The 22,984-nt window shown below is 72.3% G+C and carries 19 protein-coding genes and 1 pseudogene; 1 reads left to right on the top strand and 19 read right to left on the bottom strand.

Annotated features, from left to right (window positions below; translation table 11 throughout):
* Positions 1–5 precede the first annotated feature (5 nt).
* The 8 genes and pseudogenes from ccoG to AC2EAQ_RS15960 all read right to left on the bottom strand — a co-directional run bounded on the left by ccoG (position 6) and on the right by AC2EAQ_RS15960 (position 7,652).
* Complete coding sequence (ccoG, locus tag AC2EAQ_RS15995; RefSeq protein ID WP_484645344.1) at positions 6–1,448, bottom strand: cytochrome c oxidase accessory protein CcoG; 1,443 nt, start codon at positions 1,446–1,448, stop codon at positions 6–8.
* A gap of 15 nt (positions 1,449–1,463) precedes the next feature.
* Entirely contained in the window at positions 1,464–2,387 is a 924-nt protein-coding gene (ccoP, locus tag AC2EAQ_RS15990) for a cytochrome-c oxidase, cbb3-type subunit III (RefSeq protein WP_484645343.1), read from the bottom strand.
* Positions 2,384–2,539 carry a cbb3-type cytochrome oxidase subunit 3 gene (locus AC2EAQ_RS15985; protein WP_484645342.1) on the bottom strand — a complete coding sequence of 52 codons (156 nt, stop codon included), beginning with the start codon at positions 2,537–2,539 and terminating at the stop codon, positions 2,384–2,386. Before AC2EAQ_RS15985 ends, ccoP begins: the two co-directional genes overlap by 4 nt.
* A gap of 12 nt (positions 2,540–2,551) precedes the next feature.
* Entirely contained in the window at positions 2,552–3,196 is a 645-nt protein-coding gene (gene ccoO / locus AC2EAQ_RS15980) for a cytochrome-c oxidase, cbb3-type subunit II (RefSeq protein WP_484645341.1), read from the bottom strand.
* 18 nt (positions 3,197–3,214) lie between these two features.
* Positions 3,215–4,657, bottom strand: a complete 1,443-nt coding sequence (gene ccoN / locus AC2EAQ_RS15975) for a cytochrome-c oxidase, cbb3-type subunit I (RefSeq protein ID WP_484645340.1) — start codon at positions 4,655–4,657, stop codon at positions 3,215–3,217.
* A 62-nt stretch (positions 4,658–4,719) separates the two neighbouring features.
* Positions 4,720–4,854: pseudogene (gene ccoS / locus AC2EAQ_RS15970) on the bottom strand (cbb3-type cytochrome oxidase assembly protein CcoS); the annotation flags it as partial.
* Positions 4,855–4,857: 3 nt separating this feature from the next.
* Complete coding sequence (locus AC2EAQ_RS15965; protein WP_484645339.1) at positions 4,858–7,155, bottom strand: heavy metal translocating P-type ATPase; 2,298 nt, start codon at positions 7,153–7,155, stop codon at positions 4,858–4,860.
* The gene (locus tag AC2EAQ_RS15960) at positions 7,152–7,652 is read right to left on the bottom strand and encodes a Rossmann-fold NAD(P)-binding domain-containing protein (RefSeq protein ID WP_484645338.1); all 501 of its coding nucleotides are present in this window, start codon (positions 7,650–7,652) and stop codon (positions 7,152–7,154) included. The genes AC2EAQ_RS15965 and AC2EAQ_RS15960 overlap by 4 nt, the downstream gene beginning before the upstream one ends.
* A gap of 173 nt (positions 7,653–7,825) precedes the next feature.
* Here AC2EAQ_RS15960 and AC2EAQ_RS15955 point away from each other — a divergent pair, with 173 nt between their 5' ends.
* Entirely contained in the window at positions 7,826–8,563 is a 738-nt protein-coding gene (locus AC2EAQ_RS15955) for a Crp/Fnr family transcriptional regulator (protein ID WP_484645337.1), read from the top strand.
* Between the two features lie 39 nt (positions 8,564–8,602).
* On the opposite strand, the gene AC2EAQ_RS15950 is transcribed toward AC2EAQ_RS15955, so the two are convergent.
* From AC2EAQ_RS15950 to AC2EAQ_RS15900, 11 genes are all read right to left on the bottom strand, one after another.
* Positions 8,603–10,552 carry an ATP-binding protein gene (locus AC2EAQ_RS15950; RefSeq protein WP_484645336.1) on the bottom strand — a complete coding sequence of 650 codons (1,950 nt, stop codon included), beginning with the start codon at positions 10,550–10,552 and terminating at the stop codon, positions 8,603–8,605.
* A complete protein-coding gene (locus AC2EAQ_RS15945) occupies positions 10,549–11,286 on the bottom strand; it encodes a response regulator transcription factor (RefSeq protein ID WP_484645335.1) in 738 nt (245 codons plus the stop codon). The genes AC2EAQ_RS15950 and AC2EAQ_RS15945 overlap by 4 nt, the downstream gene beginning before the upstream one ends.
* A 55-nt stretch (positions 11,287–11,341) precedes the next feature.
* The gene (locus AC2EAQ_RS15940) at positions 11,342–12,973 is read right to left on the bottom strand and encodes a GGDEF domain-containing protein (RefSeq protein WP_484645334.1); all 1,632 of its coding nucleotides are present in this window, start codon (positions 12,971–12,973) and stop codon (positions 11,342–11,344) included.
* A 10-nt stretch (positions 12,974–12,983) separates the two neighbouring features.
* Positions 12,984–15,227 carry a putative bifunctional diguanylate cyclase/phosphodiesterase gene (locus AC2EAQ_RS15935; protein WP_484645333.1) on the bottom strand — a complete coding sequence of 748 codons (2,244 nt, stop codon included), beginning with the start codon at positions 15,225–15,227 and terminating at the stop codon, positions 12,984–12,986.
* Positions 15,224–15,643 carry an Hpt domain-containing protein gene (locus AC2EAQ_RS15930; RefSeq protein ID WP_484645332.1) on the bottom strand — a complete coding sequence of 140 codons (420 nt, stop codon included), beginning with the start codon at positions 15,641–15,643 and terminating at the stop codon, positions 15,224–15,226. The genes AC2EAQ_RS15935 and AC2EAQ_RS15930 overlap by 4 nt, the downstream gene beginning before the upstream one ends.
* A 108-nt stretch (positions 15,644–15,751) precedes the next feature.
* A complete protein-coding gene (locus tag AC2EAQ_RS15925; RefSeq protein ID WP_484645331.1) occupies positions 15,752–16,951 on the bottom strand; it encodes an EAL and HDOD domain-containing protein in 1,200 nt (399 codons plus the stop codon).
* 27 nt (positions 16,952–16,978) lie between these two features.
* The gene (flgL, locus tag AC2EAQ_RS15920) at positions 16,979–18,220 is read right to left on the bottom strand and encodes a flagellar hook-associated protein FlgL (protein WP_484645330.1); all 1,242 of its coding nucleotides are present in this window, start codon (positions 18,218–18,220) and stop codon (positions 16,979–16,981) included.
* Between the two features lie 43 nt (positions 18,221–18,263).
* A complete protein-coding gene (flgK, locus tag AC2EAQ_RS15915) occupies positions 18,264–20,195 on the bottom strand; it encodes a flagellar hook-associated protein FlgK (RefSeq protein ID WP_484645329.1) in 1,932 nt (643 codons plus the stop codon).
* A 16-nt stretch (positions 20,196–20,211) separates the two neighbouring features.
* Positions 20,212–21,057, bottom strand: a complete 846-nt coding sequence (flgJ, locus tag AC2EAQ_RS15910; RefSeq protein WP_484645328.1) for a flagellar assembly peptidoglycan hydrolase FlgJ — start codon at positions 21,055–21,057, stop codon at positions 20,212–20,214.
* 1 nt (position 21,058) lies between these two features.
* Positions 21,059–22,204, bottom strand: a complete 1,146-nt coding sequence (locus AC2EAQ_RS15905; protein ID WP_484645327.1) for a flagellar basal body P-ring protein FlgI — start codon at positions 22,202–22,204, stop codon at positions 21,059–21,061.
* Complete coding sequence (locus AC2EAQ_RS15900; RefSeq protein WP_484645326.1) at positions 22,201–22,881, bottom strand: flagellar basal body L-ring protein FlgH; 681 nt, start codon at positions 22,879–22,881, stop codon at positions 22,201–22,203. Before AC2EAQ_RS15900 ends, AC2EAQ_RS15905 begins: the two co-directional genes overlap by 4 nt.
* Positions 22,882–22,984 lie beyond the last annotated feature (103 nt).

Genomic DNA, 22,984 nt, shown 5'->3' with positions numbered 1-22,984 from the left:
GGACATCAGCGGGGAACGACGAAGGTGGAGCGCTCGCTGCGCTGCCACTCGGTGCCGCCGCCGGCGGGCACCTGGGTGATCTCGAAGTCGATCCGGTGCGCGCCCGGACCGGCGGCCTGGGCCGACGCGTGGGGCACCTGCACCGCCACCGCCACCCAGCGCGCCGCGGCGGGGCCGACCTCCACCTCCTCGGCGCGGGCGATGCGGGCCTGCGGCAGCCCGCCCACCGCGATGCGGTAGCGCTGGGTCTGCTCGCTGGCGTTCATGATCTGCAGGCGGTAGACGTTCTCCACCAGCCCGTCGTCGACGATGCGCGCCAGCGAGGTGCGGTCGCGCAGCACGTCCACCTTGAACGGCGTGCGCAGCGCCAGGCTGGCGACGAGCGCGCCCGACACCAGCAGCAGGATCGCGGTGTAGACGATGACGCGCGGCCGCAGCACGCGGCGCCATTCCTGGCCGCGCGTCAGGTGCTGCGCCAGGCCGTTCTGCGTGTCGTAGCGGATCAGTCCGCGCGGGTACTGCATCTTGTCCATCACGCCGTTGCAGACATCCACGCAGGCGGCGCAGCCGATGCACTCGTACTGCAGGCCCTTGCGGATGTCGATGCCGGTGGGGCAGACCTGCACGCACAGGTTGCAGTCGATGCAGTGCCCGAGATTGGCGGCCTTGAGGTCGGTCTTGCGGCCGCGCGTGCCGCGCGGCTCGCCACGCTCGGTGTCGTAGGTGACGATCAGCGTGTCCTTGTCGAACATCGCGCTCTGGAAACGCGCGTACGGGCACATGTACTTGCACACCTGCTCGCGCAGGAAGCCCGCGTTGCCGTAGGTGGCCACGCTGTAGAACAGCACCCAGAACCACTCCCAGGGCCCGAAGTCGAGCGTGAAGGCCTCGCCCCACAGCTGCTTGATCGGCGTGAAGTAGCCGACGAAGGTAAAGCCGGTCCACAGCGACAGCGTGATCCACGCGGCCTGCTTGCCGCCCTTGCGCAGCAGCTTCTCGCCGCTCATCGGGCCGGCGTCGAGCTTCATGCGGGCCATGCGGTCGCCCTCGAACACGCGCTCGAGCCAGAGGAACATCTCGGTGTAGACGGTCTGCGGGCAGGCGTAGCCGCACCACAGCCGCCCCGCCACCGCGGTGAACAGGAACAGGGCGTAGGCGCTGATGATCAGCAGCGCCGTCAGGAAGATGAAGTCCTGCGGATACAGGACGAAGCCGAAGATGTAGAAGCGCCGCGCGGCCAGGTCGAACAGCACCGCCTGGCGCGCGTTCCACTCCAGCCACGGGAGGCCGTAGAAGACGAGCTGGGTCGCCCAGACGAGCGCCCAGCGCCAGCCCGCGAACCAGCCGCTGACCGCGCGCGGATAGATCTTCTTCTGCTTCTCGTAGAGCCAGACGATCTGTTCGCGCGCTTCGGGGTCGGCGGCGGGTGCGGGGGCGGTATCGGACATCAGCGCAGCGGGACGTCAGTTGGCGGCGACCTTGGTCGTGCTGTTGGACATGCGCCAGACATAGGCCGCGAGCACGCGCACCTGCTCGGGCGTCAGGCGGTTAGCGTGGGCGGGCATGGCGTTGTTCTTGCCGCCGTTGATCAGCGCCACGATGGTCTCCTCGCCCCATCCGTGCAGCCACACCTTGTCGGTGAGGTTGGGCGCGCCCAGCGCGGGATTGCCCTTGCCTTCGGGGCCGTGGCAGGCCGCGCACATCGCGAACTTGCTGCGGCCGAGCTGCGCCGCCACGCTGTCGTGCGGGCTGCCCGATAGGCTCAGCACGTACTGGGCCACGTTGCGCACGTTGTCGCCGCCACCGATCGCCTCGGCCATCGGCGGCATGACGCCGTTGCGACCCTCGGCGATGGTCTTCTGGATGTCGGCGAAGCCGCCGCCCCAGAGCCAGTCGTTGTCGGTCAGGTTCGGGAAGCCCTTGCTGCCGCGCGCGTCCGAGCCGTGGCAGGCAGCGCAGTTGTTGACGAACAGGCGCTCGCCGATGCCCATGGCCTGGCTGTCGGCCGCGAGCTGCTTCTCGTCCATCGTGGTGAAGCGGGCGTACACGGCAGTCAGCGCGGCCCGCGCCTTGGCCTCCTCGGCCTCGTACTGGCCGGCGCTGCTCCACTTCAGCGAGCCGGCGGCCGAGCCCAGGCCCGGGTACAGCACCAGGTAGGCCACCGAGAACAGCACCGTGATCACGAACAGGCCCATCCACCAGCGCGGCAGCGGGTTGTTGAGCTCGCGCAGGTCCTCGTCCCACACGTGGCCGGTGGTGTTGTCGTCCACCGTGCCCATCACGCGGCGGCGCGCCGCGATGATGAGCAGCAGCACGCAGGCCACCAGGCCCACGATCGTGGCAGCGGCGATGTAGATCGACCAGCCGCCGGAAAAGAAGTCACTCATTGCCGATCCTCCTCACTGTCCCCCTGGAACGGAAGCTGCGCCGCATCGTTGAAGGCGCCGCGCCGCCGCGCGTCCCAGACCCAGCGCACCAGGGCGAGGAAGAGCACGAGGCCCCCCACCGTGACCGCGCTGCGGATGTCGTTGATGTCCATGACCGTGCCTCCCTACTTGGCCGCCGCGGTGACCGCGGCCGGCGAGGTGCCCAGCACCTGCAGGTAGGCGACCAGCGCATCGAGCTCGGTCTTGCCCTTCACCGCCTCGGCGGCACCGGCCACGTCGGCGTCGGTGTAGGGCACGCCGACCACGCGCAGCGCCCTCAGCTTGGCGGGCATCTCGGCCGCGTCCACGCCGTTGCGGGCCAGCCACGGGTAGGCCGGCATGTTCGACTCGGGCACCAGGTCGCGCGGGTTGATCAGGTGCACGCGATGCCATTCGTCGGTGTAGCGGCCGCCCACGCGGTGCAGGTCCGGTCCCGTGCGCTTGCTGCCCCACTGGAAGGGGTGGTCGTACACGAACTCGCCGGCGGTGGAGTACGGGCCGTAGCGCAGCGTCTCGGCGCGGAACGGCCGCACCATCTGCGAGTGGCAGTTGTAGCAGCCCTCGCGGATGTAGACGTCGCGCCCGGCCAGCTGCAGCGCCGTGTAGGGCTTGAGCGTGGCCGTGGGCTGGGTCGTGGACCGCTGGAAGAACAGCGGCACGATCTCGACCAGCCCCCCGACCGCCACCGCGATCAGGATCAGCACGATCATCAGGAAGTTGCTGGTCTCGATCTTCTCGTGACCGGTCGGCTTGTGGTTTGCGTTTGCCATGACGGTTCTCCTTCTTCTTCAGGCGTGCGCCACGGCGACGGCGGGAATCGGCACGGCCTTGACCTGGCCGCTGCGCACCGTCATCACCACGTTCCACGCCATCAGCAGCATGCCGCCGAGGTAGAGCAGGCCACCGGCCAGGCGCACCACGTAGAACGGGAAGGTGGCCTTGACGCTCTCGACGAAGCTGTAGACCAGCGTGCCGTCCGGGTTGACCGCACGCCACATCAGGCCCTGCATCACCCCGGCGATCCACATCGCGGCGATGTAGAGCACGATGCCGATGGTGGCGATCCAGAAGTGCAGCTCGATCGCACGCTTGCTGTACATCTCGGTGCGGCCGAACATGCGCGGGATCAGGTGGTACAGCGCGCCCATGCTGATCAGGCCGACCCAGCCCAGCGCGCCGCTGTGCACGTGGCCGACGGTCCAGTCGGTGTAGTGGCTCAGGGCGTTGACGGTCTTGATCGACATCATCGGGCCCTCGAACGTGCTCATGCCGTAGAAGGACAGCGACACGATCAGGAACTTCAGGATCGGGTCGTCACGCAGCTTGTGCCACGCGCCGCTGAGGGTCATGATGCCGTTGATCATGCCGCCCCAGCTCGGCGCCAGCAGCACCAGGCTGAACAGCATGCCGATGCTCTGCGCCCAGTCGGGCAGCGCGGTGTAGTGCAGGTGGTGCGGGCCCGCCCACATGTACGTGAAGATCAGGGCCCAGAAGTGCACGATCGACAGCCGGTAGCTGTACACCGGGCGCTCGGCCTGCTTCGGGATGTAGTAGTACATCATCCCGAGGAAGCCCGCGGTCAGGAAGAAGCCCACCGCGTTGTGGCCGTACCACCACTGCACCATCGCGTCCTGCACGCCCGCGTAGGCGCTGTAGCTCTTGGTCAGGCTCACCGGGATGGCCGCGCTGTTGACGATGTGCAGCAGCGCCACGGCGATGATGAACGCGCCGAAGAACCAGTTGGCCACGTAGATGTGGCGCACCTTGCGCGTGCCCACGGTGCCGAAGAACACCACCGCGAAGGCCACCCACACGACCGCGATCAGCAGGTCGATCGGCCACTCCAGCTCGGCGTACTCCTTGCCGCTGGTGATGCCCAGCGGCAGCGTCACCGCGGCCAGCACGATGATCAGCTGCCAGCCGAAGAACGTGAACTTGGCCAGTGCCGGCAGGAACAGCCTCGTCTGGCAGGTGCGCTGCACCACGTGGTAGGCGGTGGCGAACAGCACGCTGCCGCCGAACGCGAAGATCACCGCGTTGGTGTGCAGCGGACGCAGCCGTCCGTAGCTGAGCCAGGAAATGCCGAAGTTGAGCTCGGGCCAGGTCAGCTGCGCGGCGATGATCACGCCCACCAGCATGCCGACCACGCCCCACAGCACCGCGGCCAGTGCGAACCACCGGACACTGCTGTCTTCGTACACGGGCCCGGAGCCCGTGGATGTCGTTGCCATGAATAACCTCCTCGTCAAGCTGTTGCCGATTGTTCGCCCGCGGTCCCCTGGGGGCCTTGCGTCTCGTCAATGAGAATGCGTTCGCCCTCGCGCTCGATGTCGTCGAACTGTCCGCGCGACAGTGCCCAGGCGAACACGCCGACGATGCCCAGCACGAGCACCGACGACATGGGGATCAGCAGGTAAAGGATGTCCATCCGTCAGGCCCCTGAAAGCTGCGGCGCGGGCACCCGCGCCAGTCGCATCGAATGGCCGACGACGACCAGCGAGCTGAGCGCCATGCCCAGGCCCGCGGCCCAGGGCGGCAGCCAGCCCACCAGCGCCAGCGGCACGCAGGCGGCGTTGTAGAGCGCGGCCCAGGCCAGGTTGAGTCGCATCACGCGGCGCGTGCGCCGCGCCAGGTGCAGCGCCTGCACCACGTCGCCGACACGCCCGCCCAGCAGCACGGCGTCGGCGGCATGGCGCGCGATCTGCGCGCCCTGCGCCATCGCAAAGGACACGTCGGCCTGCGCCAGCACCGGCGCGTCGTTGACGCCGTCGCCCACCATCGCCACCGCGCGGCCGCCGGCCTGCGCCTCGCGCAGGGCCTCGAGCTTGCGTTCGGGGGTGGCCGCAGCCACCCAGTGCGAGATGCCCAGGCGCTCGGCCAGGCGCGCGACGCGCTGCGCCTCGTCGCCCGACAGCAGGGTGATCGATACGCCCTCCTCGCGCAGCGCGCGCACGGCGTCGGCGGCGTCCTCGCGCAGGGTCTCGTCGAAGTGCATCGCGATGTGCGGCCGGTCCTCGGTGCCGAAGCACACCGAGGCAGCCCCGACCTCGCCCACGCCCCACCAGCGCGGCGCGCCCAGGCGCCACAGGCGGCCCTGCGCATCGCGCGCCTGCAGGCCCAGGCCCGGCATTTCCTGCACGTCGGTCCAGCCCGCCTCGGCCGGCACGGCCGCCGGCCGCGCGGCGCACAGCGCCCGCGACAGCGGATGGGTGGACGACGCGGCCAGCGCAGCGGCGCGGTCGGCCAGCGCCTGCACCGCCGGCTCGTCCAGGCCGCTGACGCAGGGCACGACGCGCCGCAGTTCGGGCCGGGTGTCGGTGACGGTGCCGGTCTTGTCCAGCATGACGTGGCGCACGTGGGCCAGGGTCTCCAGCGCTTCCACGCGACGCAGCAGCACGCCGCGGCGCGCCAGCGCCGACGTGGCGGCCACCAGCGCCGACGGCGTGGCCAGCGACAGCGCGCACGGGCAGGTGACGATCAGCACCGCCATCGCCACGCGCACGGCCTGCGTCGGATCGGTGAGCCACCACCACCAGGCCGCGCCCGCGGCCAGCACCAGCACCGCCAGCAGGAACGGGCCGGCGATGCGGTCGGCGGCGCGCACGGTGTCCGGCCGGCGCGTCAGCGCATCGCGCATCAGCGCGGCGATCTGCTCGAAACGGGTGTCGGCACCGACGCGGTCCACGCGCAGCGTGACGGCCCCGCCCAGGTTGACGCTGCCAGCCACGGCCGCCGCGCCGGCGGCCTTGGTGACCGGGCGCGACTCGCCGGTCAGCAGCGACTCGTCGACCGAGGTGCGGCCTTCCACGAGCACGCCGTCGGCCGGGAAGGCCTCGCCCAGCGGCACGCGCACGAGGTCGCCCGGCACCAGGCTGTCCACCGGCACGGCCTGCGTGCTGCCGTCGGCCGCCAGGCGCCAGGCTGCGCGCGGCGCCGCCAGCGCCAGACGCTCGATCGCGTCCATGCTGCGGTGGCGGGCGCGCGCCTCGAGCCAGCGGCCGGCGAGCAGGAAGCTGACGAACATCGTCAGCGAGTCGAAGTAGACCTCGTGACCGAACACGCCCTGCGGGTCGAACGCGGCGCCGCTGGAGGCCACGAAGGCCACCACGATGCCCAGCGACACCGGCACGTCCATGCCCAGGCGCCCGGCCTTCAGGCTGCGCCAGGCCGAGATGAAGAACGGCGAGGACGAGAACAGCAGCACCGGCAGCGTCAGCGTCCAGGCCGAGCGGTGCAGCAGCAGCGCCAGGTCCGGCTCCAGCGTGCCGGCGTCGGCCACGTACACCGGGGTGGCCAGCATCATCACCTGCATGGCGCAGAAGGTGGCCACGAACAGGCGCCACAGCCACTGGCGCTCCTCGGCCACGCGCAGGGCGCGCGCCGCGGCGGCGGTGTCGGGCGCGGCGCCGTAGCCGGCGCCCTGCACGGCGGCCACCAGGGCCGACGGCCGCGTGCGGCGCGGGTCCCAGCGCACCGTGGCACGCGACGCCGACGCGCTGACATGCGCTTCCAGCACGCCGGGCACGGCGCACAGGGCGGCCTCGATCAGGCCGGCGCAGGCGGCGCAATGCAGGCCCGACAGCGCGAGCGACGACTCCGCCCGGCCGCTGGCCTCGTCGATGCGGGTGAAGCGGGCCGACTCCTGCGGCTGGTCGATCAGTTCCAGCGGCGCCGCGGCGCCGGGCACGGCACGCGCGGGCAGCGACGCGGACGCGGACGCTGCCGTCACAGCAGCGTGGTCACCAGCGCGGCCTGCACCAGCAGGCGGCGCGCGGTGGCGTCGGTGTCCGGGTCGCTCGGGGCCAGCGCACCCACCAGCCCGAACAGCGGGTGATCGGCCCGTGCGAGGCCGTCGTAGACGGGCACGCCCATCTGCTCCTGCAGGCGCTGGGCGAACCCGGGCGGCAGCGCCTCGCAGTCGACGGCGTCGTACAGGTGCTCCAGCAGGCGGGCGGTGTCGGCGCCGGGCTGGGCCTCGCCGCGCAGCCAGGCCGGGGCCGGCTCGATGCGGGCCACTCGGGCACCCAGGCGGGCGGCGGCCTCGGCCACGAGGCTGGCGCCGCCGTCCGGGTCGGTGCCGCACATCAGCGCGATGTTCTTGCCCCGCAGGGGTGCGTCGCGCTCGGCGCTGACGCGCAGCGCCCGCGCGGTGTCCAGCAACGCCCGCGACGCGGTGGCGTCGAGCGGCGACTGCGTCAGGAGCTGGCGATGCAGGGGCGGGTTCACGGCAGCCATGCTCGCGGCACCGCCCCGGCGCCGGCTTGCGCTGCCTCAAGGCGGCGGCGGCCGAGGGGAACGTTCACCGTCCGTTCACACAACGTCACCGAGCGTCACCCAAGGGTCGCAAGCCCATGCCGGGCGGCCGCGAGACTGCGGTCCAACGCAGCAAGGAGAACCGCATGACCATCGCTCCCACCCTGACCCCCGACCTGGCCGAGGCCCGCGAGGAAAGCCAGCGCATCGCCGACATGCTGGCCATGGTGGCCGAGCGGGTGCCGCTGCAACGCCGCGTGGTGCACGCCGGCGACACCATCTACCGCTGCGGCGACCCCTGCGCGCAGCTGTTCCTGCTCAACACCGGCTGCTGCAAGATCGTCAACAGCGCCGCCGACGGCCGTGCCCAGGTGGTGGGCCTGCTGTTCCGCGGCGACTGGCTCGGCTTCGACGGCCTGGCCGGCGGCCGCTACCGCTGCGACGCGATCGCGCTGGACACCGGGGAGGTCTGGGGCCTGCGCTACGACGCGCTGCTCGCCGCCTGCGCCCAGCACCCGCCGCTGATGGCCCTGCTGCATGCCGAGATGAGCCGCGTGATCGGCCGCGACCGCGACACGCTGCTGGCGCTGACCACGCTGTCGGCCGACGCCCGCGTGGCCGAGTTCCTGCGCCTGATGGCCGACGCGCTGGCCCGCCGCGGCCTGCGCACCGACCAGATCACGCTGCGCATGACGCGTGCCGAGATCGGCAACTACCTCGGCCTGACGCTCGAGTCCGTCAGCCGCGCGCTGTCGCGCCTGGCGCGCCAGCACCTGATCGGCTTCGCCGACGGTGCCCGCCGCGAGATCCGCATCCCCGACGTCGGCGCGCTGGCCAGCTTCGTCGGCCACGAGACCGCGCCGGCCACGGCGACGGTGCAGTAGCGTCCCCGCCCCGCCGCCCCCGGCGCACGCGGGGCGGCGTCAGCCCAGGGCCGCGACGATGGCCTGCGCGAGTTGCTCGCGCGTGAAAGGCTTGCTCAGCAGCGGCCAGTCGCCGCTGCGCCCCGGGCCGCCGGCGTCGGGCGCGTAGCCTGACATCAGCAGCACCGGCATCCCCGGCCGGAGCACGCGGGCCCGCTCGGCGATGTCCTGACCACGCAGACCCGGGCCCAGCACCACGTCGGACAGCAGCAGGTCGAAATGGGCGCCGCCGGGCGCCAGCGCGTCCAGCGCCGCATCGGCCCGGCTGCAGGCCAGCACCCGGCAGTCCCAGCCCTGCAGGAAGGCCTGCACCACGCGCAGCACCTCGGGCTCGTCCTCGACCAGCAGCACCGACAGCCCGCGCGGCACCGCCACCGCCGGGCCGGCCACTGCCGGCGAGGCGAGCGGCTCGTCGGCCGACGGCAGGTACAGCGTGACCGTGGTGCCCTGCCCGGGCTGGCTGGCCAGCGCCACCGCGCCGCGCGACTGGTGCGCGAAGCCGTACACCGTGGCCAGGCCCAGGCCGGTGCCGCGCCCGGCCTCCTTGGTGGTGAAGAAGGGTTCGAAGGCGCGCGCCAGCACGGCCGCGCTCATGCCCACGCCGGTGTCGGCGACCGACAGCGCCACGCCGCCGCCACGCCAGGCGTCGTGGTCCAGGTCCAGCGGCACCTCGCGGCAGGGCCCGGCGCGGAACGACAGCGTGCCGCCATCGGGCATGGCGTCGCGTGCGTTGATGGCGATGTTGACCAGCGCGGACTCGAGCTGCCCCGGGTCGGCGCGGCAGGCCGGCGTGCCCGGCTCCACGCTCACCTCGATGGCGATGCGCGCGTCGAGTGTGCGGCGCAGCAGCTCGGCCAGCGGCGGCACGAACTGCTGCAGGTCGATGCGCTTGGGCTGCAGCACCTGCCGGCGCGAGAACGCGAGCAGCTTGGCGGTGAGCTCGGCGCCGCGGCGCGAGGCCCGCGTGGCGGCGGCCACGAGGTCGCGTGCGCCCTCGTCGGCGGCCACGCTGGGCCAGTCGTCCAGCACCTGCAGGTTGCCCTGGATCACGGTGAGCAGGTTGTTGAAGTCGTGCGCGATACCGCCGGTGAGCTGGCCCACCGATTCCAGGCGCTGGGCATGGCGCAGCTGCGCCTCGCTGCTGCCGCGCTGCACCACGGTGGCCAGCAGGCTGGCCAGCGACACCAGGAAACGCTGGTCGTCCGGGTCGGCAGGGCGCGGCTCGCGCCAGTGCACCTCGAGCAGACCGATGACACGGCCCCGCTCGGTCAGCGTCACCGAGCGCATGCTGGCAAAGCCCGGCTCGGACGACGGCCCCGCGCCCTGGCGCGCCTGCGCGAGGTCCGCCGCGCTCAGGGCGCGCGCCGGTGCATGCCCGAACGCCCGCACCTGGCGCCCGTCGGGCTCGAGCACGTGAAGCATGCCGGCCTGGGCATCGAGCGCCTCGGCCGCGGCCAGCGGCGCTTCGGCCAGCACGGCCTGGGTGTCCGGGTTGTCCACCGCCATGTGGCCCATCTCGGCGATGCACTCGGCGTGATGCGCACGCCGCAGCGCCTGCTTGACCCGAGGGTACTCGCCGATGCCGCGCACCGCGGCCAGCACGAAGGGCTCGCCGTCGATGCGCAGCGGCGACAGCGCGATCTCCACCAGCACCTCGCCGCCATCGCTGCGCCGGGCGCTCAGCTCCATCGCGGTGCCCATCGGGCGCGCCCGCGGTTCGCGCTGGAACGCGCTGCGCGTGGCCACGTGGCGATCGCGCAGCGCCTCGGGCACGAGGTCCTCGACACGAAGTTGCGCCAGCGTGGCCTCGTCGTAGCCGAACAGCTGCGCCGCAGTGCGGTTGGCGCGCACGATGCGGCCGGCGTGGTCCACCAGCAGCACGCCGTCCGGATAGGCGTCGAACATCTGGCGCCAGGTGGCGCCGGGCAGGTCCTCCGGCAGCGTCGTCACGCCGGCTCCACCGGGGCGGTGAGCATGTAGCCCGCGCCGCGCACCGACTTGACGATCGACGGGTCGGCGCCCGCGGCCTCGAGCTTGCGCCGCAGGCGGCCGACCTGCACGTCGATCGTGCGGTCGAAGGGCGCCGCTTCGCGGCCGCGCGTGGCCTCGAGCAGGAAGTCGCGCGACAACACGCGGCCGGGGTGGCGGCACATCACCGCCAGCAGGTCGAACTCGCCGCCGGTGAACGCCACCTCGGCCCCGCGGGCGTCGCGCACCGTGCGCGGCCCGGTGTCGAGCACGAAACCGGCGAAGCGCCAGCGGGGCGCGGCCGGTGCGGCGGGCACGGCCGCGGGGGCCGGCGCCGGCTCGCCCGCCGGGTCGATGCGGCGCAGCACGGCCTTGATGCGCGCCAGCAGCTCGCGCAGGTCGAACGGCTTGGTCACGTAGTCGTCGGCGCCGACCTCCAGGCCGACCACCTTGTCGATCGACTCGCCGCGCCCGCTGACGATCACCAGGCCGCAACGATGGTGTTCGCGCAACTGGCGCGCGATCGCGAAGCCGTCTTCGCCGGGCAGGCCGAGGTCGAGCAGCACCAGGGCCGGAGGGTCGCTGCGCATCAGCGCCATCAGCGCGTCGCCGCGGTGGGTCTGCGAGACCCGGAAGCCCTGCGCGCCGAGGTAGCGGGCGATGAGCTGCGTGATGTCGGGTTCGTCGTCGAGAACCGCCAGATGAGTCGTCGTCACGCCCGGATTGTGCACACCCGGGCCGCCCCCGGCCTCGGTGCCGGCCCGGGGAGCGCTACCGTCCCACCGTGCGGTTCTTGCCGGTGCGCTTGGCCTCGTACAGGCCCTCGTCGGCGCGCTCGATCGCCACTTCCAGCGCCTCGCCGGCGCGCCAGGCGGTGACGCCGGCCGAGAAGGTGACGAAGACCTCGCGGCCCTCGTGCATGAACAGGCTCATGCTGAGCTGGCGCTGCAGGCGCGTCAGCACGTCCAGCGCCTCGTCCTGCCCGATGCCGGGCAGCAGCACGACGAACTCCTCGCCGCCGAAGCGCGCCACGTGATCCATCGGCCGCAGCGTCTCGCGCACGCGGGCAGCCAGCGCCTTGAGCGCCTCGTCGCCGGCGGCGTGGCCGAGCGAGTCGTTGAGCTTCTTGAAGTTGTCGATGTCGATCAGGCCGATCGCCAGCGGGCTGCCTTCGCGGCCGGCCCGCGCAGCCTCGCGCTCGAAGGCCTGCGACAGGCCGCGCCGGTTGGCCACCTGGGTCAGCGCGTCGGTGGACACCTCGTCGGACAGGCGGCGCAGCTCGCCTTCGAGCTGCTGCACGCGCGTGGTCAGCGACTCGGCCTGCGCCCGGCTGGTTGCGATGCGGGCGCTGGCCTCCGCCACCTCGGTCTGCACCTGGCGGCTGGCGCCGAGCATCTCGTGCACCACGGACGAGATCTGCTCGCGCGAATCGGCCTGCTCCAGGTTCTCCGTGCAGCGCACCAGCTCGTCGCCGAAGCGGCCGGTCTGGCCGCCAAGGGACGCCAGTTCGGTCGACAGGCTGTCGACCAGCGCGCGCAGGGCCTGGCGGGCGCGGTCGCGCTCGCCCTTCAGGCGCTGCTGTTGCAGCCGGGTCTGGTTCAGCAGGTCCGCCGCCGAGCGCACGCCGCGCACCGACAGCGCGCCGTCGTCCAGGCGCGAGCGCAGGGCGTCGGCCTGGCCGCGGGCCCAGGAGTCGTCTTCGGACAGTTCGGTCAGGCCCTCGGTGAGCGAGCGCACCAGGCGGCCGAGCTCGTCCACCAAGTGCTGGCGCTGCGTGAACACGCGGCGCACCTCGACGCAGGTGGCGCGCACCTCGTTCTGCAGGGCGGCGTCGGGCTCGGCTTGCCGCCAGCGCGCGGCCTGCTCGGCCAGCGCCTGCGCCAGCGGCGCCGACGCGGCATCGTCCGTGGGCAGGCCGCAGCTCACGGTGCGCCCGAAGTCGTCGCCGATGGCGCGCCAGACGGCGTCGGCCGCGCCCGAGGGCCCGGCCTTCGCCGCCGGCGTCAACGTGGCGGCCGGGGCGTCGAGATCGGCCGGCTGGGTCGGTGCCGGCGTCTCGCCTTCGTCGGCCTGCCAGCTCGCGACCAGTTGCGTCAGGCGCTCGCGCAGCCGCTGAGGGTTGCGCCGGCTGCCGTCGATCACGCGCTGCAGGCTGTCCTTCTTGCGCGCCGCGGTCCAGCTGCGATGGCGCTGGTCCAGACCGGTGACGAGCTGGTCCACCAGCGAAGCCCAGGCGGCACCCTCGACGTCGGCCGGGCGCGAGCCGCCCCCGCCGGCCTCGATCCAGGCGCGGGCGTAGTTCTCCGGCGTGGGCTCCAGCCGGGCCTGGGCCAGGCGCAGCAGCGTCGCCTTGGCGATCTGGGCGGTGGAGCCGGGAGCGGGCGGTGCGGCCTTGACGTCCATCGGGCGCCCTTCAGCTGCGGCCCACGACGCGCGGCGCGACGGCCTCGGCGTCGGTCACGGCGCCGATCCAGGGCGCCTTGCGCGGCAGCACGGTCTGGCGCAGCCAGGCTTCCAGGTCGTCCGGCGGCAGCGGCCGCGAGAACAGGAAGCCCTGCATCACGCCGCAGCCCAGGCGGTGCAGCACTTCCATCTGGCGCAGGTTCTCCACGCCTTCGGCAATGACGCGCAGGCCGAGCGAGCGCGCCAGCGCGATGATGGCGCTGACCACCGCCGAGCTCTGCGGCGTGATGCCCAGGTCGCGCACGAAGCTGCGGTCGATCTTCAGTTCCGAGATCGGCAGCGTGGTCAGGTAGGCGAGCGACGAGTAACCGGTGCCGAAGTCGTCGATCGCGATCTCGACGCCGATCTCGTTCAACCGATGCAGGGACAGCGACACGTTGTGCAGGTCCTTCATCAGGTTGTTCTCGGTGATCTCGAGCAGGATCGCCTTGTGCGGCACGCCGTAGGCGCTGACCGACTGGTGGATGTTCTCCACCAGATCGCTGCGCTCGAACAGGCGGCTGGGCAGGTTCACCGCGATCGAGTCGGCGAAGCCGAAGTTCTGCTGCCAGATGCGGGCCTGGCGCGCGGCTTCCTTCACAGCCCATTCGGACAGCGGCACGATCAGCCCGGTTTCCTCGGCCAGCGGGATGAAGTCGCCCGGCGGCACCAGCACGCCGTTGCGGTTCCAGCGCATCAGCGCCTCGGCGCCGACCATCTTGGCCGAGCGCACGTCGATCTTGGGCTGGTAGTACAGCACCAGCTCGTTGCGCTCGATGGCCTTGTGCAGGTGGCTCTCGAGCTCGATCTTGTCGCGCCCGCGGCCGCCCAGGTGCGGGCTGTAGGCGGTGGCGGCATTGCGGCCGGCCGACTTGGCGGCGTACATCGCCACGTCGGAATTGCGCATCAGGTCGACCAGGTTCAGGCCGTCGCGCGGGAACATCGCGATGCCCACGCTGGCGGTGCAGAAGCACTCCTGCCCGGCCACGAAGATCGGCTCGCGCAGCGCGTCGAGGATGCGCTGCGCCACGCGCTGGGCGTCGGCCTCGTCGCCCACCTCAGGCAGCAGGGCCACGAACTCGTCGCCGCCCAGGCGGCCCACGGCTTCCAGCGTGCGGTGCGAGCGCGCCCCGGCAGCCTCGAGCGCGCCTTCCATCACCTGCTCGCTGTGGCGCACGCAGCTGCGCAGGCGGCGCGCCACTTCCATCAGCAGCTCGTCGCCGGCGGCGTGGCCGAGCGTGTCGTTGACGTTCTTGAAGCGGTCCAGGTCGATCAGCAGCAGCGCGGCGTTGTGGTTCAGGCGCCGCGCCTGCTCGAGCGCGCGCTCGGTGCGCCAGATCAGCTGGCGCCGGTTGGGCAGGCCGGTCAGCGCGTCGAAGTTGGCCAGGTGGCGGATGCGGTCCTCGGCCACGCGGCGGTCGGTCACGTCCTGGAACACGCCGGTGTAGCCGACGCCGTGGCCATGCTCGAACTCGGCCTCGGCCTCGACGTGGATGATGCGCGGCCGGCCGTCGAACAGCGTCACCGCCACGTCGGTGGCCAGCACCGCGTTGTGCGCCACCACCTCGGTGAGCATGCGCAGCAGGCCGCGCCGGTGCGCCGGTCCCACCATGCGCAGCAGCGCGCGCAGGTCGATGCGCTCGCCGCCCGTGCGGCCCAGCACGCGCAGCGCCTCCGGCGACAGCCACAGGCTGCCCAGGCGACCCTCGGTGGCGCTGGCGCGCTTCCAGTCGAAGCTGCCCATGCGCGCCAGGTCCTGCGCGCGGGCGAGCTTGAACTTGCTGCGCTCGAGCTCGATGCGGGTGCGCGACGCGCGCAGCATGTAGCGCAGGCGCCCGGCCAGCAGGCTCCACTGGGTGCTCTTGACGAAGAAGTCGGTGGCGCCGGCGCGGTAGGCGCGGTCGATCGAGGCGTCGTCGTCCAGGCCGGTGAGCATCAGCACCGGCAGTTGGCCGTAGCCCGGCCGGGCGCGCAGCGCCTGGCAGGTGGCGAAGCCGTCCATGTCGGGCATCAGCGCGTCGAGCACCACCATGTCGGGCGCGACGTCGTCCAGCCGGCCCAGCGCGGCGGCGCCGCTGGACACCTCGGCCACCTCGAAGCCGCGCTCGCGCAGCGCCGCCGAGGTGAGCATCAGGTTCACCTCGTCGTCGTCGACCAGCAGCACGCGCGGCCGCTCTTCGGCGGGCGGGGCGACAAGCGGCGAGGTGGTGTTCATGCGGCAGGCGGCGTGGGCGGGTCCAGCGCGGCGAGGATGCGGCGGCCTTCCAGGGCCATGGCATCGAGCCGCGCACCCAGGTCGTCGCCGGTGCCCTCGCGCACCCTGCGCTCGATATCGGCACACAGGGCCGACAACTGGAGGGCGCCGACGCTGGCCGACGACGACTTCAGGGTATGGGCCACGTGGCGCAGGCCCTGCATGTCGGACACCGCCCGGGCCACGGCAAGCTGGTCGAGCAGCCGGCCCAGGGACTGGGCGTAGGTGGCGAGTACCCGCTGCAGCAGCCCGGCCTTGCCTTCGGGGTCGAGCTCGCGCAGGCGGTCCAGCGCCTCCTTGTCGAGCACCGCCACCCAGGCCGGCGCGTCGCCGGCGGTGGCGGGGGGAGTCGAGGGCGGTACGGCGGCGCTATGCATCGGTGGTTGGCCCAACTGCGCCAATGTAACGCCTTGTGGAGTCGCCGTCGGCCCGGGCCGCCCTGCGCCCCTGCGGCGCGCCGTGCCATAGGCCACGCATGACCGGCCCTACTGGATCTGCGACGCCGAGGCCAGCGCGCGCAGCACGGCGCGGTTGATCTCGCCCTCGCCGAGCAGCAGCCGCTCGGCGCTGTCGCGGAAATCGAACAGCGACTCGTTCTCGACCGCCCGCACCAGCTCCAGGAAGGGCTGGTAGGGGCCCTCGCCGTCCACCAGCGCCTGGCGCACGCCCTCGGGCACCGGCACGGACTTGAGCAGCTCGTCGAACGGCTGCGACATCATGTGGTCCAGCAGCGAGAACACGCCGCAGATGAAGGACTCGTTGCGCATCTGCTCGTCGCCACCGCCGACGGAGGCGCGGGCCAGCTGCTCCATCAGCAGGCCCCGGCGCAGGGCCGAGAACATCACCGGCTTCATGTCGCGGTCCTTGCTGGCCGACGCCAGCAGCAGCGCCAGCCAGCGCTTCAGGCGCTGGTAGCCCAGCAGCATCAGTGCATGGCGGAACGACGCCACCTCGACGCGCAGCCCGAAGGCGGCGGAATTGATGTAGCGCAGCAGCTTGAAGGCCAGCGTGGGATCGAGCTTGAGCACGTCCTCCAGGCGGTCGATCGGCTCTTCCTTGTCGATGCGACGCATCAGCTCGACGATGGCGGCCAGGTCGGGCTGGCGCGGCCGGCCGGCCTGCGGCTTGACTGCGTCCTCGATCGGCCAGCCCAGCACCGCCACGGCCCCGCGCTGGAAGCTGGCTTCCATGTCGGCCAGCGTGCGCACGCCGGCCTGGATGTGGGTGATCTGGCGCGTGACGCCCGGCGCCGGCGGCGCGTCGGCGCGACGCTCGTCTTCCAGGTCGATGATCGAGTGCTTGAAGCAGGGCAGCACCTCGCGCGGCAGCTCGGAGCGAGGCCGCCCCTTGAGCAGCAGCGTGTTGCCGCGCGCGTACAGGCCGGTGATGCCCTCGCTGTGCGCCAGGTCGCAGGCCATGAAGGCCGGCACCTCGATCATCAGGTTGGCACTGGGCCGCGTCATCAGCAGGTCGTGCAGCAGCGTCTCGCTGACGACGTTGAGCGACACCCGGCCTGCCCCCTCGGGCCACACCTCGGACACCGCGGCCAGCAGCGCGCCCGCGTCCACCGGCACGTCGGGCCGGGCCGGAAACACCGTCAGCCGCGTGGCCGTGACCGCCCGTTCGCGGTCGATCATCGGCGAGTAGCCGAGGACGACCTGGGCCAGGATCGGGTGGTCTTGCATCGGGAGAGCGTTCGTTTCGGTGACGGATTACAGGTTCACGTACTGGAACAGCGACATCCGCTGGACCATCGAGTACGCCTTCAGCGCGGCCTCGTAGCCGCTTTGCTGATTCTGGAACGACGAAAGCGCCTGAACCATGTCCAAGTCCTCCGCCTGTGACTTTTGTGCTTCCGCGGACACCTTCTGCGTGGCCAGGCGGCCTTCGACCAGGTCGGCGCGGTTCAGCGCCTCGCCGGCCCGGGCGCGCAGCGACTGCAGCGCCGCCATCGACCCGTCGATCTGAGACAGCGCGGTGGACACCGTCTGCGCCACCGCCGCCCCGCTGCGCAGCGGCGTGCGCAGCTCGGCGATGGCACGGTCGAGCGTGCCGAACACCGACTGCGTGGGCTGCGACAGACGCAGCTCGAAGGCGTCCGACGACTGGGGGGTGCCGTTGACGGTGACGGACATGCCGTCGAACTCGATCGCCTGCCCGGGCGTGAAGGGCATGTTGGTCAGGCCCACCGCCGCGCCGTCCTTGGTGACGGTATAGGTCGTTCCGCCGGGGCCGGCCGTGAAATCGATCCGGTAGTCCAGGTTGTCCGGGTCGGCCACCACCGGCGGCGAGGTGGCCGCGAAGAACGCCTGCGGGTCGGTCACGCGGCCGGCGTCGATCCAGGCGCCGGCCTGGTTCGGCGCGGCCGTGAGCACCCGGGTCTCGAACAGGCCGTTGCCGCTGGCCGACGCCAGCCACGGCGCACGGCCGTCCATCGACAGCGGCAGCGTCTCGTCGAGCGCGGCCTGCAGCTCGCCCGCCGCACCGCGGAAGACCACGCCGCCGGCACCGTCCAGGAACGGCGGCTCGGCCGAGCCCTGCCCGCCGAACAGGTAGCCGCCCGCGCCGTCGCCCCGGTTGGCCGCGGCCAGCAGCTGGCCGCGCAGCGCCGACAGCCGCTCGGCCAGGCTGGCCCGCTCGGCGTCGCTGTAGGTGGCATTGCCGGCGGCCACCAGGGTCTCGCGCGCCTGCTGCAGCAGGTCGCCGGCGTCGGACAGGGCGGTCTCGGTCTGGACGATCGCGTTGCGGCTGGCCTCCAGCGCGCGCTGGCTCGCCTCGTGGCGGCCGATCGCGGCCAGGGCCCGCTCGGCGCGCGCCGCGGCGGCCGGGTCGTCGCTGGCGCGCGAGATGCGCTTGCCGCTGGTCATGCGCTCCTGCGCGTCGGTCAGCTCCTTCTGGCGCTGCTGCAGGCGGTCGACGCCCATCTCGTAGGTCTGGCGGGTGGCGATGCGCATGGCGAGGGCTCCTCGTGCGGGTCAGTCTTGGCGGGCAGGCCGCTCAGCGCGCGGCGTCGAGCAGGGTGTCGAACACCGCGTTGGCCACCTGCAGGATCTTGGCGGCGGCCTGGTAGCTCTGCTGGTACTGCAGCAGCCGGGCGGCCTCTTCGTCGAGGTTGACCCCCGACTCGGCGTCGACCTTCTCGCGTGCCGAAGCGGCCACCGACGCGGAGATGTCGGCCGCGGTACGCGCCGTCTGCACGCGCACGCCGACGCCGGCCATCAGGCTGGCATAGGCGTCGGTGACGGTCTCGCCGCCGACGAAGTCATCGTCGCGCAGCGCCGCCAGTGCCAGGGCGTTGCCGTTGCTGGCGGCCGGGAACGCAGTGCGCGCCACGCTGAAGGTGTCGCCACTGGCCGGCACGCCGTCGAGGCGCAGCTCGAAGCCGTTGAGCGCGATCGGCTGGCCCGCCTGCCAGGTGCCGGTGCCGCTGGACAGCAGCGCGTTGCTGACGCGGTCGCGCAGCTCCCAGGCGTAGGCGCCGGCGCCGGAGGTGAAGGTGATGCTGGCCGTCTGGTCGGGGTCGATCGTCGGGCTCACGACCGTGAGGCTGCCGACGCGGGCCGTGCCGGTGTTGCCGATGCCGGCGGCTGCCTGCACCGGCGAGGCCGCGGCCAGCCCGGCGGGCGACGACAGCACGCGGCGCAGGTCCACCGCGGCTCGGGCCACGGGCTGCAACAGGAAGCTCTCGCCGGCCGTGGCCGCGGGCGACACGGTGATCGTCAGGCCGTCCACGGTGGCGCCGCTGGCGATGCTGCGCACCAGGCCGTCGGATCGGCGCGTCAGCAGGTACTGGCCGGCGGTGGCCGGGTCGGGCTCGAGCAGGTACTCGCTGGCCTGCAGCTGCGAGGCGTCGGCGATGGTCATCGACACCGAGGTGACGAAGTTGCCCGAGGCGTTGCGCACGTTGCCCGACGACGGCAGGGCCAGCGGCTGGCCGAAGGCGAACAGCGGCGCGCCGGCGGTGGGCGGCGAGCGCAGGTCCAGGCCGAGCGCCTGCTGCTCGTTGATCCTGGAAGCCACCGACGCGGCCAGGCGGCCCAGCGCGCTGCGCGCGGCCACGAGGTCCTCGTTCTGGAAGCGCAGCAGCCCGCCCACCGACCCACCGGCCAGCAGCGACGGCGGCAGCGTGCGCTGCTGGCCCTGTTCGGTGATCGCCAGCGCCATGCGCGACACGTCGTATTCGTCGGGCACCACGGCCAGCGTGGCGGCCTGCTGGCCGAGCACCAGGCGCTGGCCGCCGGCCAGGAACACGCCCACGGTGCCGTCGCTGGCCTGCAGTGTGGTCACCTGCACCAGGCCGCTGAGTTCCCGGATGAGCTGGTCGCGCTGGTCCAGCAGGTCGTTCGGCGGCTGGCCGGCGCCCTGCACGCGGGCGATCTGCTCGTTGACCTGCGCGATGCTGGCGGCCAGCGAGTTCACCTGGGCCACCTGCACCTTGAGGTCCTGCTCGACGCCGGCCTGCAGCACGTCGAGCTGGGCGCCCGCATTGGCATAGCGCGCGGCCATGTCCTGCGCCCGCGACAGCACCACCTCGCGCGCCGAGGCGTCGCCGGGCTGACTGGCCAGGTCGGTCATCGCATTGAACAGCGCGTTGGTCACGTAGCCCAGGCCGGCCTCGCCGGGCTGGAACACCTCCTCCAGGCGGGCGAGCTGCGCCGCGCGCGTGGCGTCGCCGCTGGCCACCGAGGCCGAGCTGGCGGCCTCGCGCGTGAGGAACTCGTTGTGCAGCCGCGTCACGGTGGCCACGTCCACGCCCTTGCCGAAGAAACCGGCGCCGGTGAACTGGCCCCTGGACGTCTCGAGCTCCACGCGCTGGCGCGAGTAGCCCTCGACGTTGGCATTGGCGATGTTGTGGCCGGTGGTCTGCAGCGCGGCGTAGTTGGCGAACATCGCCCGCGTGCCGATGGAAAACAGGCTGCCTGCGCTCATGGTTCAAGCCTCCGGCTCATGCCAGCGTCCGCTGCAGGCGCAGCGTCGTGTTGATCACGCGGCCGAGCTTGTCGGCGTACGCCGGGTCGGTGGCATAGCCGGCGCGCTGCAGGCCCTGGGCGAACTGCTTCGCGTCGTCGGCACGCGCCACCACCTCGCGGTAGCGCGGGCTGGTGGTCATCAGGCGGGCGTAGTCGGCGAACGACTCTTCGTAGCTGGAGTAGGCGCGAAACGCCTGCACCAGCTTGCGTGGCTGCCCGTCGACGTACTCGGTGGTGGTCACGCGCGCGACCGGGCCCTTCCAGTCGGCGCCGGCCTTGATGCCGAACAGGTTGAAGCTGGTCGAGCCGTCGGCCATGCGGATGTCCTTGCGGCCCCAGCCGGTCTCGTGCGCGGCCTGGGCCACCATGAAGCTGGCCGGGATGCCGGTGGCGGCCTCGGCCTTCTTCGCGGCGTCGGTGTGGCGGGCCACGAACTCGGCGGCGCTGGCGGGCTTGCGCAGCGGCGTGGTCTGCGCGGTGCGGTTGACTGCGGGGGCGGACGCATCAGCCCGGACAGAGGACGCGGTGGCCAGGCCCATCTGGCGCTCGAGCTGGCGCGCGATCGCGTCGGACAGCCCGCCCTTCAGGCCGGACATCTTGCCGGCGAACTCGGTGTCGAGCAGCTCGGTGCCGAGCTGCGTGCCCTGGTTGTCGAGCATGCCCGAGCTCATCGTGGCCTGGCGCATCGACTTCATCAGCTCCTGCATGAAGAGCGACTCGAACTGCTTCGCGGCCTCCTTGATGGCGGCCTTGGGGTCGCGCGCCGCCGCCGCGCGCAGGTTGCGCAGCGGGTCGTTGCCGAGGCTGACGGACGAGGCCATGTCAGATCACTTCGATTTCTGCCTGCAGCGCGCCGGCGGACTTCATGGCCTGCAGGATGGCCAGCAGGTCCTGCGGCGTGGCGCCCAGCGCATTGAGCGCCTTGACCACGTCGGCCAGCTTGGTGCCGGCCGGCATCTGGATCAGCGAGCCACCCTGCTGGGTGATGGCGATGTCGGCCTTCTCGGCCTGCACCGTGTCGCCACGCGCCAGCGGGTTGGGCTGGCTGATCACCGGCGTGGAGCTGATGGTGACCGACAGGCTGCCGTGCGCCACCGCGCAGGGCGCCAGCGTGACGGCCTCGTTCATCACCACCGAGCCGGTGCGCGCGTTGAGCACGATGCGCGCCGCCGGACGCACCAGCGACAGCGGCAGGTTCTCCACGTCGGCCAGGAAGGCCACGCGCTCGCTGGCGTCGGCCGGCGCGCGCACGCGCACCACGCGGCCGTCCACCGCGAAGGCCGTGCCGTCGCCCTTGGCCCGGTTGATGGCCTGCACCACCTCGCGCGCGGTGGCGAAGTCGGCACTGGTCACGTCGAGCTGGAGGAATTCGCCCTGCGCCAGCGGCGTGGGCACGCTGCGCTCCACCGTGGCGCCGCCCGGCACGCGGCCGGCCGACAGGTGGTTGATCTGCACCTTGGAGCCACCGGCCGAGGCCCCGGCCCCGCCGACGATCAGGCTGCCCTGCGCCATGGCGTAGATCTGCTGGTCGGCGCCCTTGAGCGGCGTGGCGATCAGCATGCCGCCGCGCAGGCTCTTGGCGTTGCCCAGCGAGGACACGTTGACGTCGATCGCCTGGCCCGGCTGAGCGAAAGGTGGCAGCGTGGCCGTGACCATCACCGCGGCCACGTTCTTGGCCTGCAGCTGCACGCCCGGCGGCACCGCCACGCCCATCTGCGACAGCATCGCGCCCAGGCTCTGCGCCGTGAACGGCGCGCCCTGGCTCTGGTCGCCGGTGCCGTCCAGGCCCACCACGAGGCCGTAGCCCACGAGCTGGTTGGCGCGCACGCCCTGCACCGTGGCCACTTCCTTGATGCGCGTGGCGGCATGGGCGCCCACCGGCCACCAAACCGCCGCACTGGCGGCCACGGCCGTGCAGGCCACGGCCAGACGCAGCAATCGTTCGATCATCGTGTCGTCGAGGTTCATATCGGCAGGACGCTGAGGAAGAAACGCGACAGCAGGCCCATCACCTGCGCGTCGCCGTGCTGGCCGCGGCTGCGCTGCTCGACGCGCACGTTGGCGATCTGGGTGCTCTGCACCGAGTTGCCGGGCTGGATCGCGCGCGGGTCCACCTGGCCGGAGAAGCGCAGCACATCGACGTTGGCGTTGACGCCGATCTGCTTCTCGCCCTGGATCAGCAGGTGCCCGTTGGGCAGCACGCCGGTGACGATGGCGGTGATGGTGCCGCTGAAGTCGTTGCTGCTCTCGGTGGTGCCCTTGCCGTCGAACGCATTGGCCGAGGTGCCCCCGACGCTGGCGCGGCGCAGCGCGTTGTTGCTGATGCCCGGCAGCGCCGTCACCGACCCGCTGAGCGAGCCGTTGCGGTCCACCGTGGACGTGGACTTCTGCGTCGCGCTGACCTTCTCGACGATGTTGACCACCAGCGTGTCGCCCGGCAGCCGCGCCCGATGGTCCTCGAACAGCGGCCGGAACCCGGCGGCCTGGTAGATCGCCCCGTTGGTCGCCGTCACCGCCACCGGCGCCGGCGGCGCCACCGGCGGCGCCGCCCCCACGTCCACCGGCGGCACGCGATACGCATTGACCTGCGCACACCCCGACAGCACGAAGGCCGCCACAACCCAGCCGAGCAGCACACAGGCCATCCGCAACCACGCACGCTCGAAGCCGAGCGCAGCGAAGGCGCCACCCAGCAGACGCCGCGGATCCGGCTCCGCCGGTCCGCCGGCGTCGCCCCCCTGGGGGGGA

This window comes from Aquabacterium sp. T101 (assembly GCF_057219775.1).
The sequence above is the reverse complement of the archived record's forward strand: the minus strand, read 5'-3'. Positions and strand labels throughout refer to the sequence as shown.

What these genes read in the sequence shown, in the direction of transcription:
- AC2EAQ_RS15930 (WP_484645332.1), bottom strand. Translation starts at nt 15,643, where the DNA reads ATGCATAGCGCCGCCGTACCGCCCTCGACTCCCCCCGCCACCGCCGGC.
- AC2EAQ_RS15900 (WP_484645326.1), bottom strand. Translation starts at nt 22,881, where the DNA reads ATGGCCTGTGTGCTGCTCGGCTGGGTTGTGGCGGCCTTCGTGCTGTCG.
- AC2EAQ_RS15955 (WP_484645337.1), top strand. Translation starts at nt 7,826, where the DNA reads ATGACCATCGCTCCCACCCTGACCCCCGACCTGGCCGAGGCCCGCGAG.
- AC2EAQ_RS15940 (WP_484645334.1), bottom strand. Translation starts at nt 12,973, where the DNA reads ATGGACGTCAAGGCCGCACCGCCCGCTCCCGGCTCCACCGCCCAGATC.
- ccoP (WP_484645343.1), bottom strand. Translation starts at nt 2,387, where the DNA reads ATGAGTGACTTCTTTTCCGGCGGCTGGTCGATCTACATCGCCGCTGCC.
- flgL (WP_484645330.1), bottom strand. Translation starts at nt 18,220, where the DNA reads ATGCGCATCGCCACCCGCCAGACCTACGAGATGGGCGTCGACCGCCTG.
- ccoN (WP_484645340.1), bottom strand. Translation starts at nt 4,657, where the DNA reads ATGGCAACGACATCCACGGGCTCCGGGCCCGTGTACGAAGACAGCAGT.
- flgJ (WP_484645328.1), bottom strand. Translation starts at nt 21,057, where the DNA reads ATGGCCTCGTCCGTCAGCCTCGGCAACGACCCGCTGCGCAACCTGCGC.
- flgK (WP_484645329.1), bottom strand. Translation starts at nt 20,195, where the DNA reads ATGAGCGCAGGCAGCCTGTTTTCCATCGGCACGCGGGCGATGTTCGCC.
- AC2EAQ_RS15985 (WP_484645342.1), bottom strand. Translation starts at nt 2,539, where the DNA reads ATGGACATCAACGACATCCGCAGCGCGGTCACGGTGGGGGGCCTCGTG.
- ccoO (WP_484645341.1), bottom strand. Translation starts at nt 3,196, where the DNA reads ATGGCAAACGCAAACCACAAGCCGACCGGTCACGAGAAGATCGAGACC.
- AC2EAQ_RS15935 (WP_484645333.1), bottom strand. Translation starts at nt 15,227, where the DNA reads ATGAACACCACCTCGCCGCTTGTCGCCCCGCCCGCCGAAGAGCGGCCG.
- ccoG (WP_484645344.1), bottom strand. Translation starts at nt 1,448, where the DNA reads ATGTCCGATACCGCCCCCGCACCCGCCGCCGACCCCGAAGCGCGCGAA.
- AC2EAQ_RS15905 (WP_484645327.1), bottom strand. Translation starts at nt 22,204, where the DNA reads ATGAACCTCGACGACACGATGATCGAACGATTGCTGCGTCTGGCCGTG.
- AC2EAQ_RS15925 (WP_484645331.1), bottom strand. Translation starts at nt 16,951, where the DNA reads ATGCAAGACCACCCGATCCTGGCCCAGGTCGTCCTCGGCTACTCGCCG.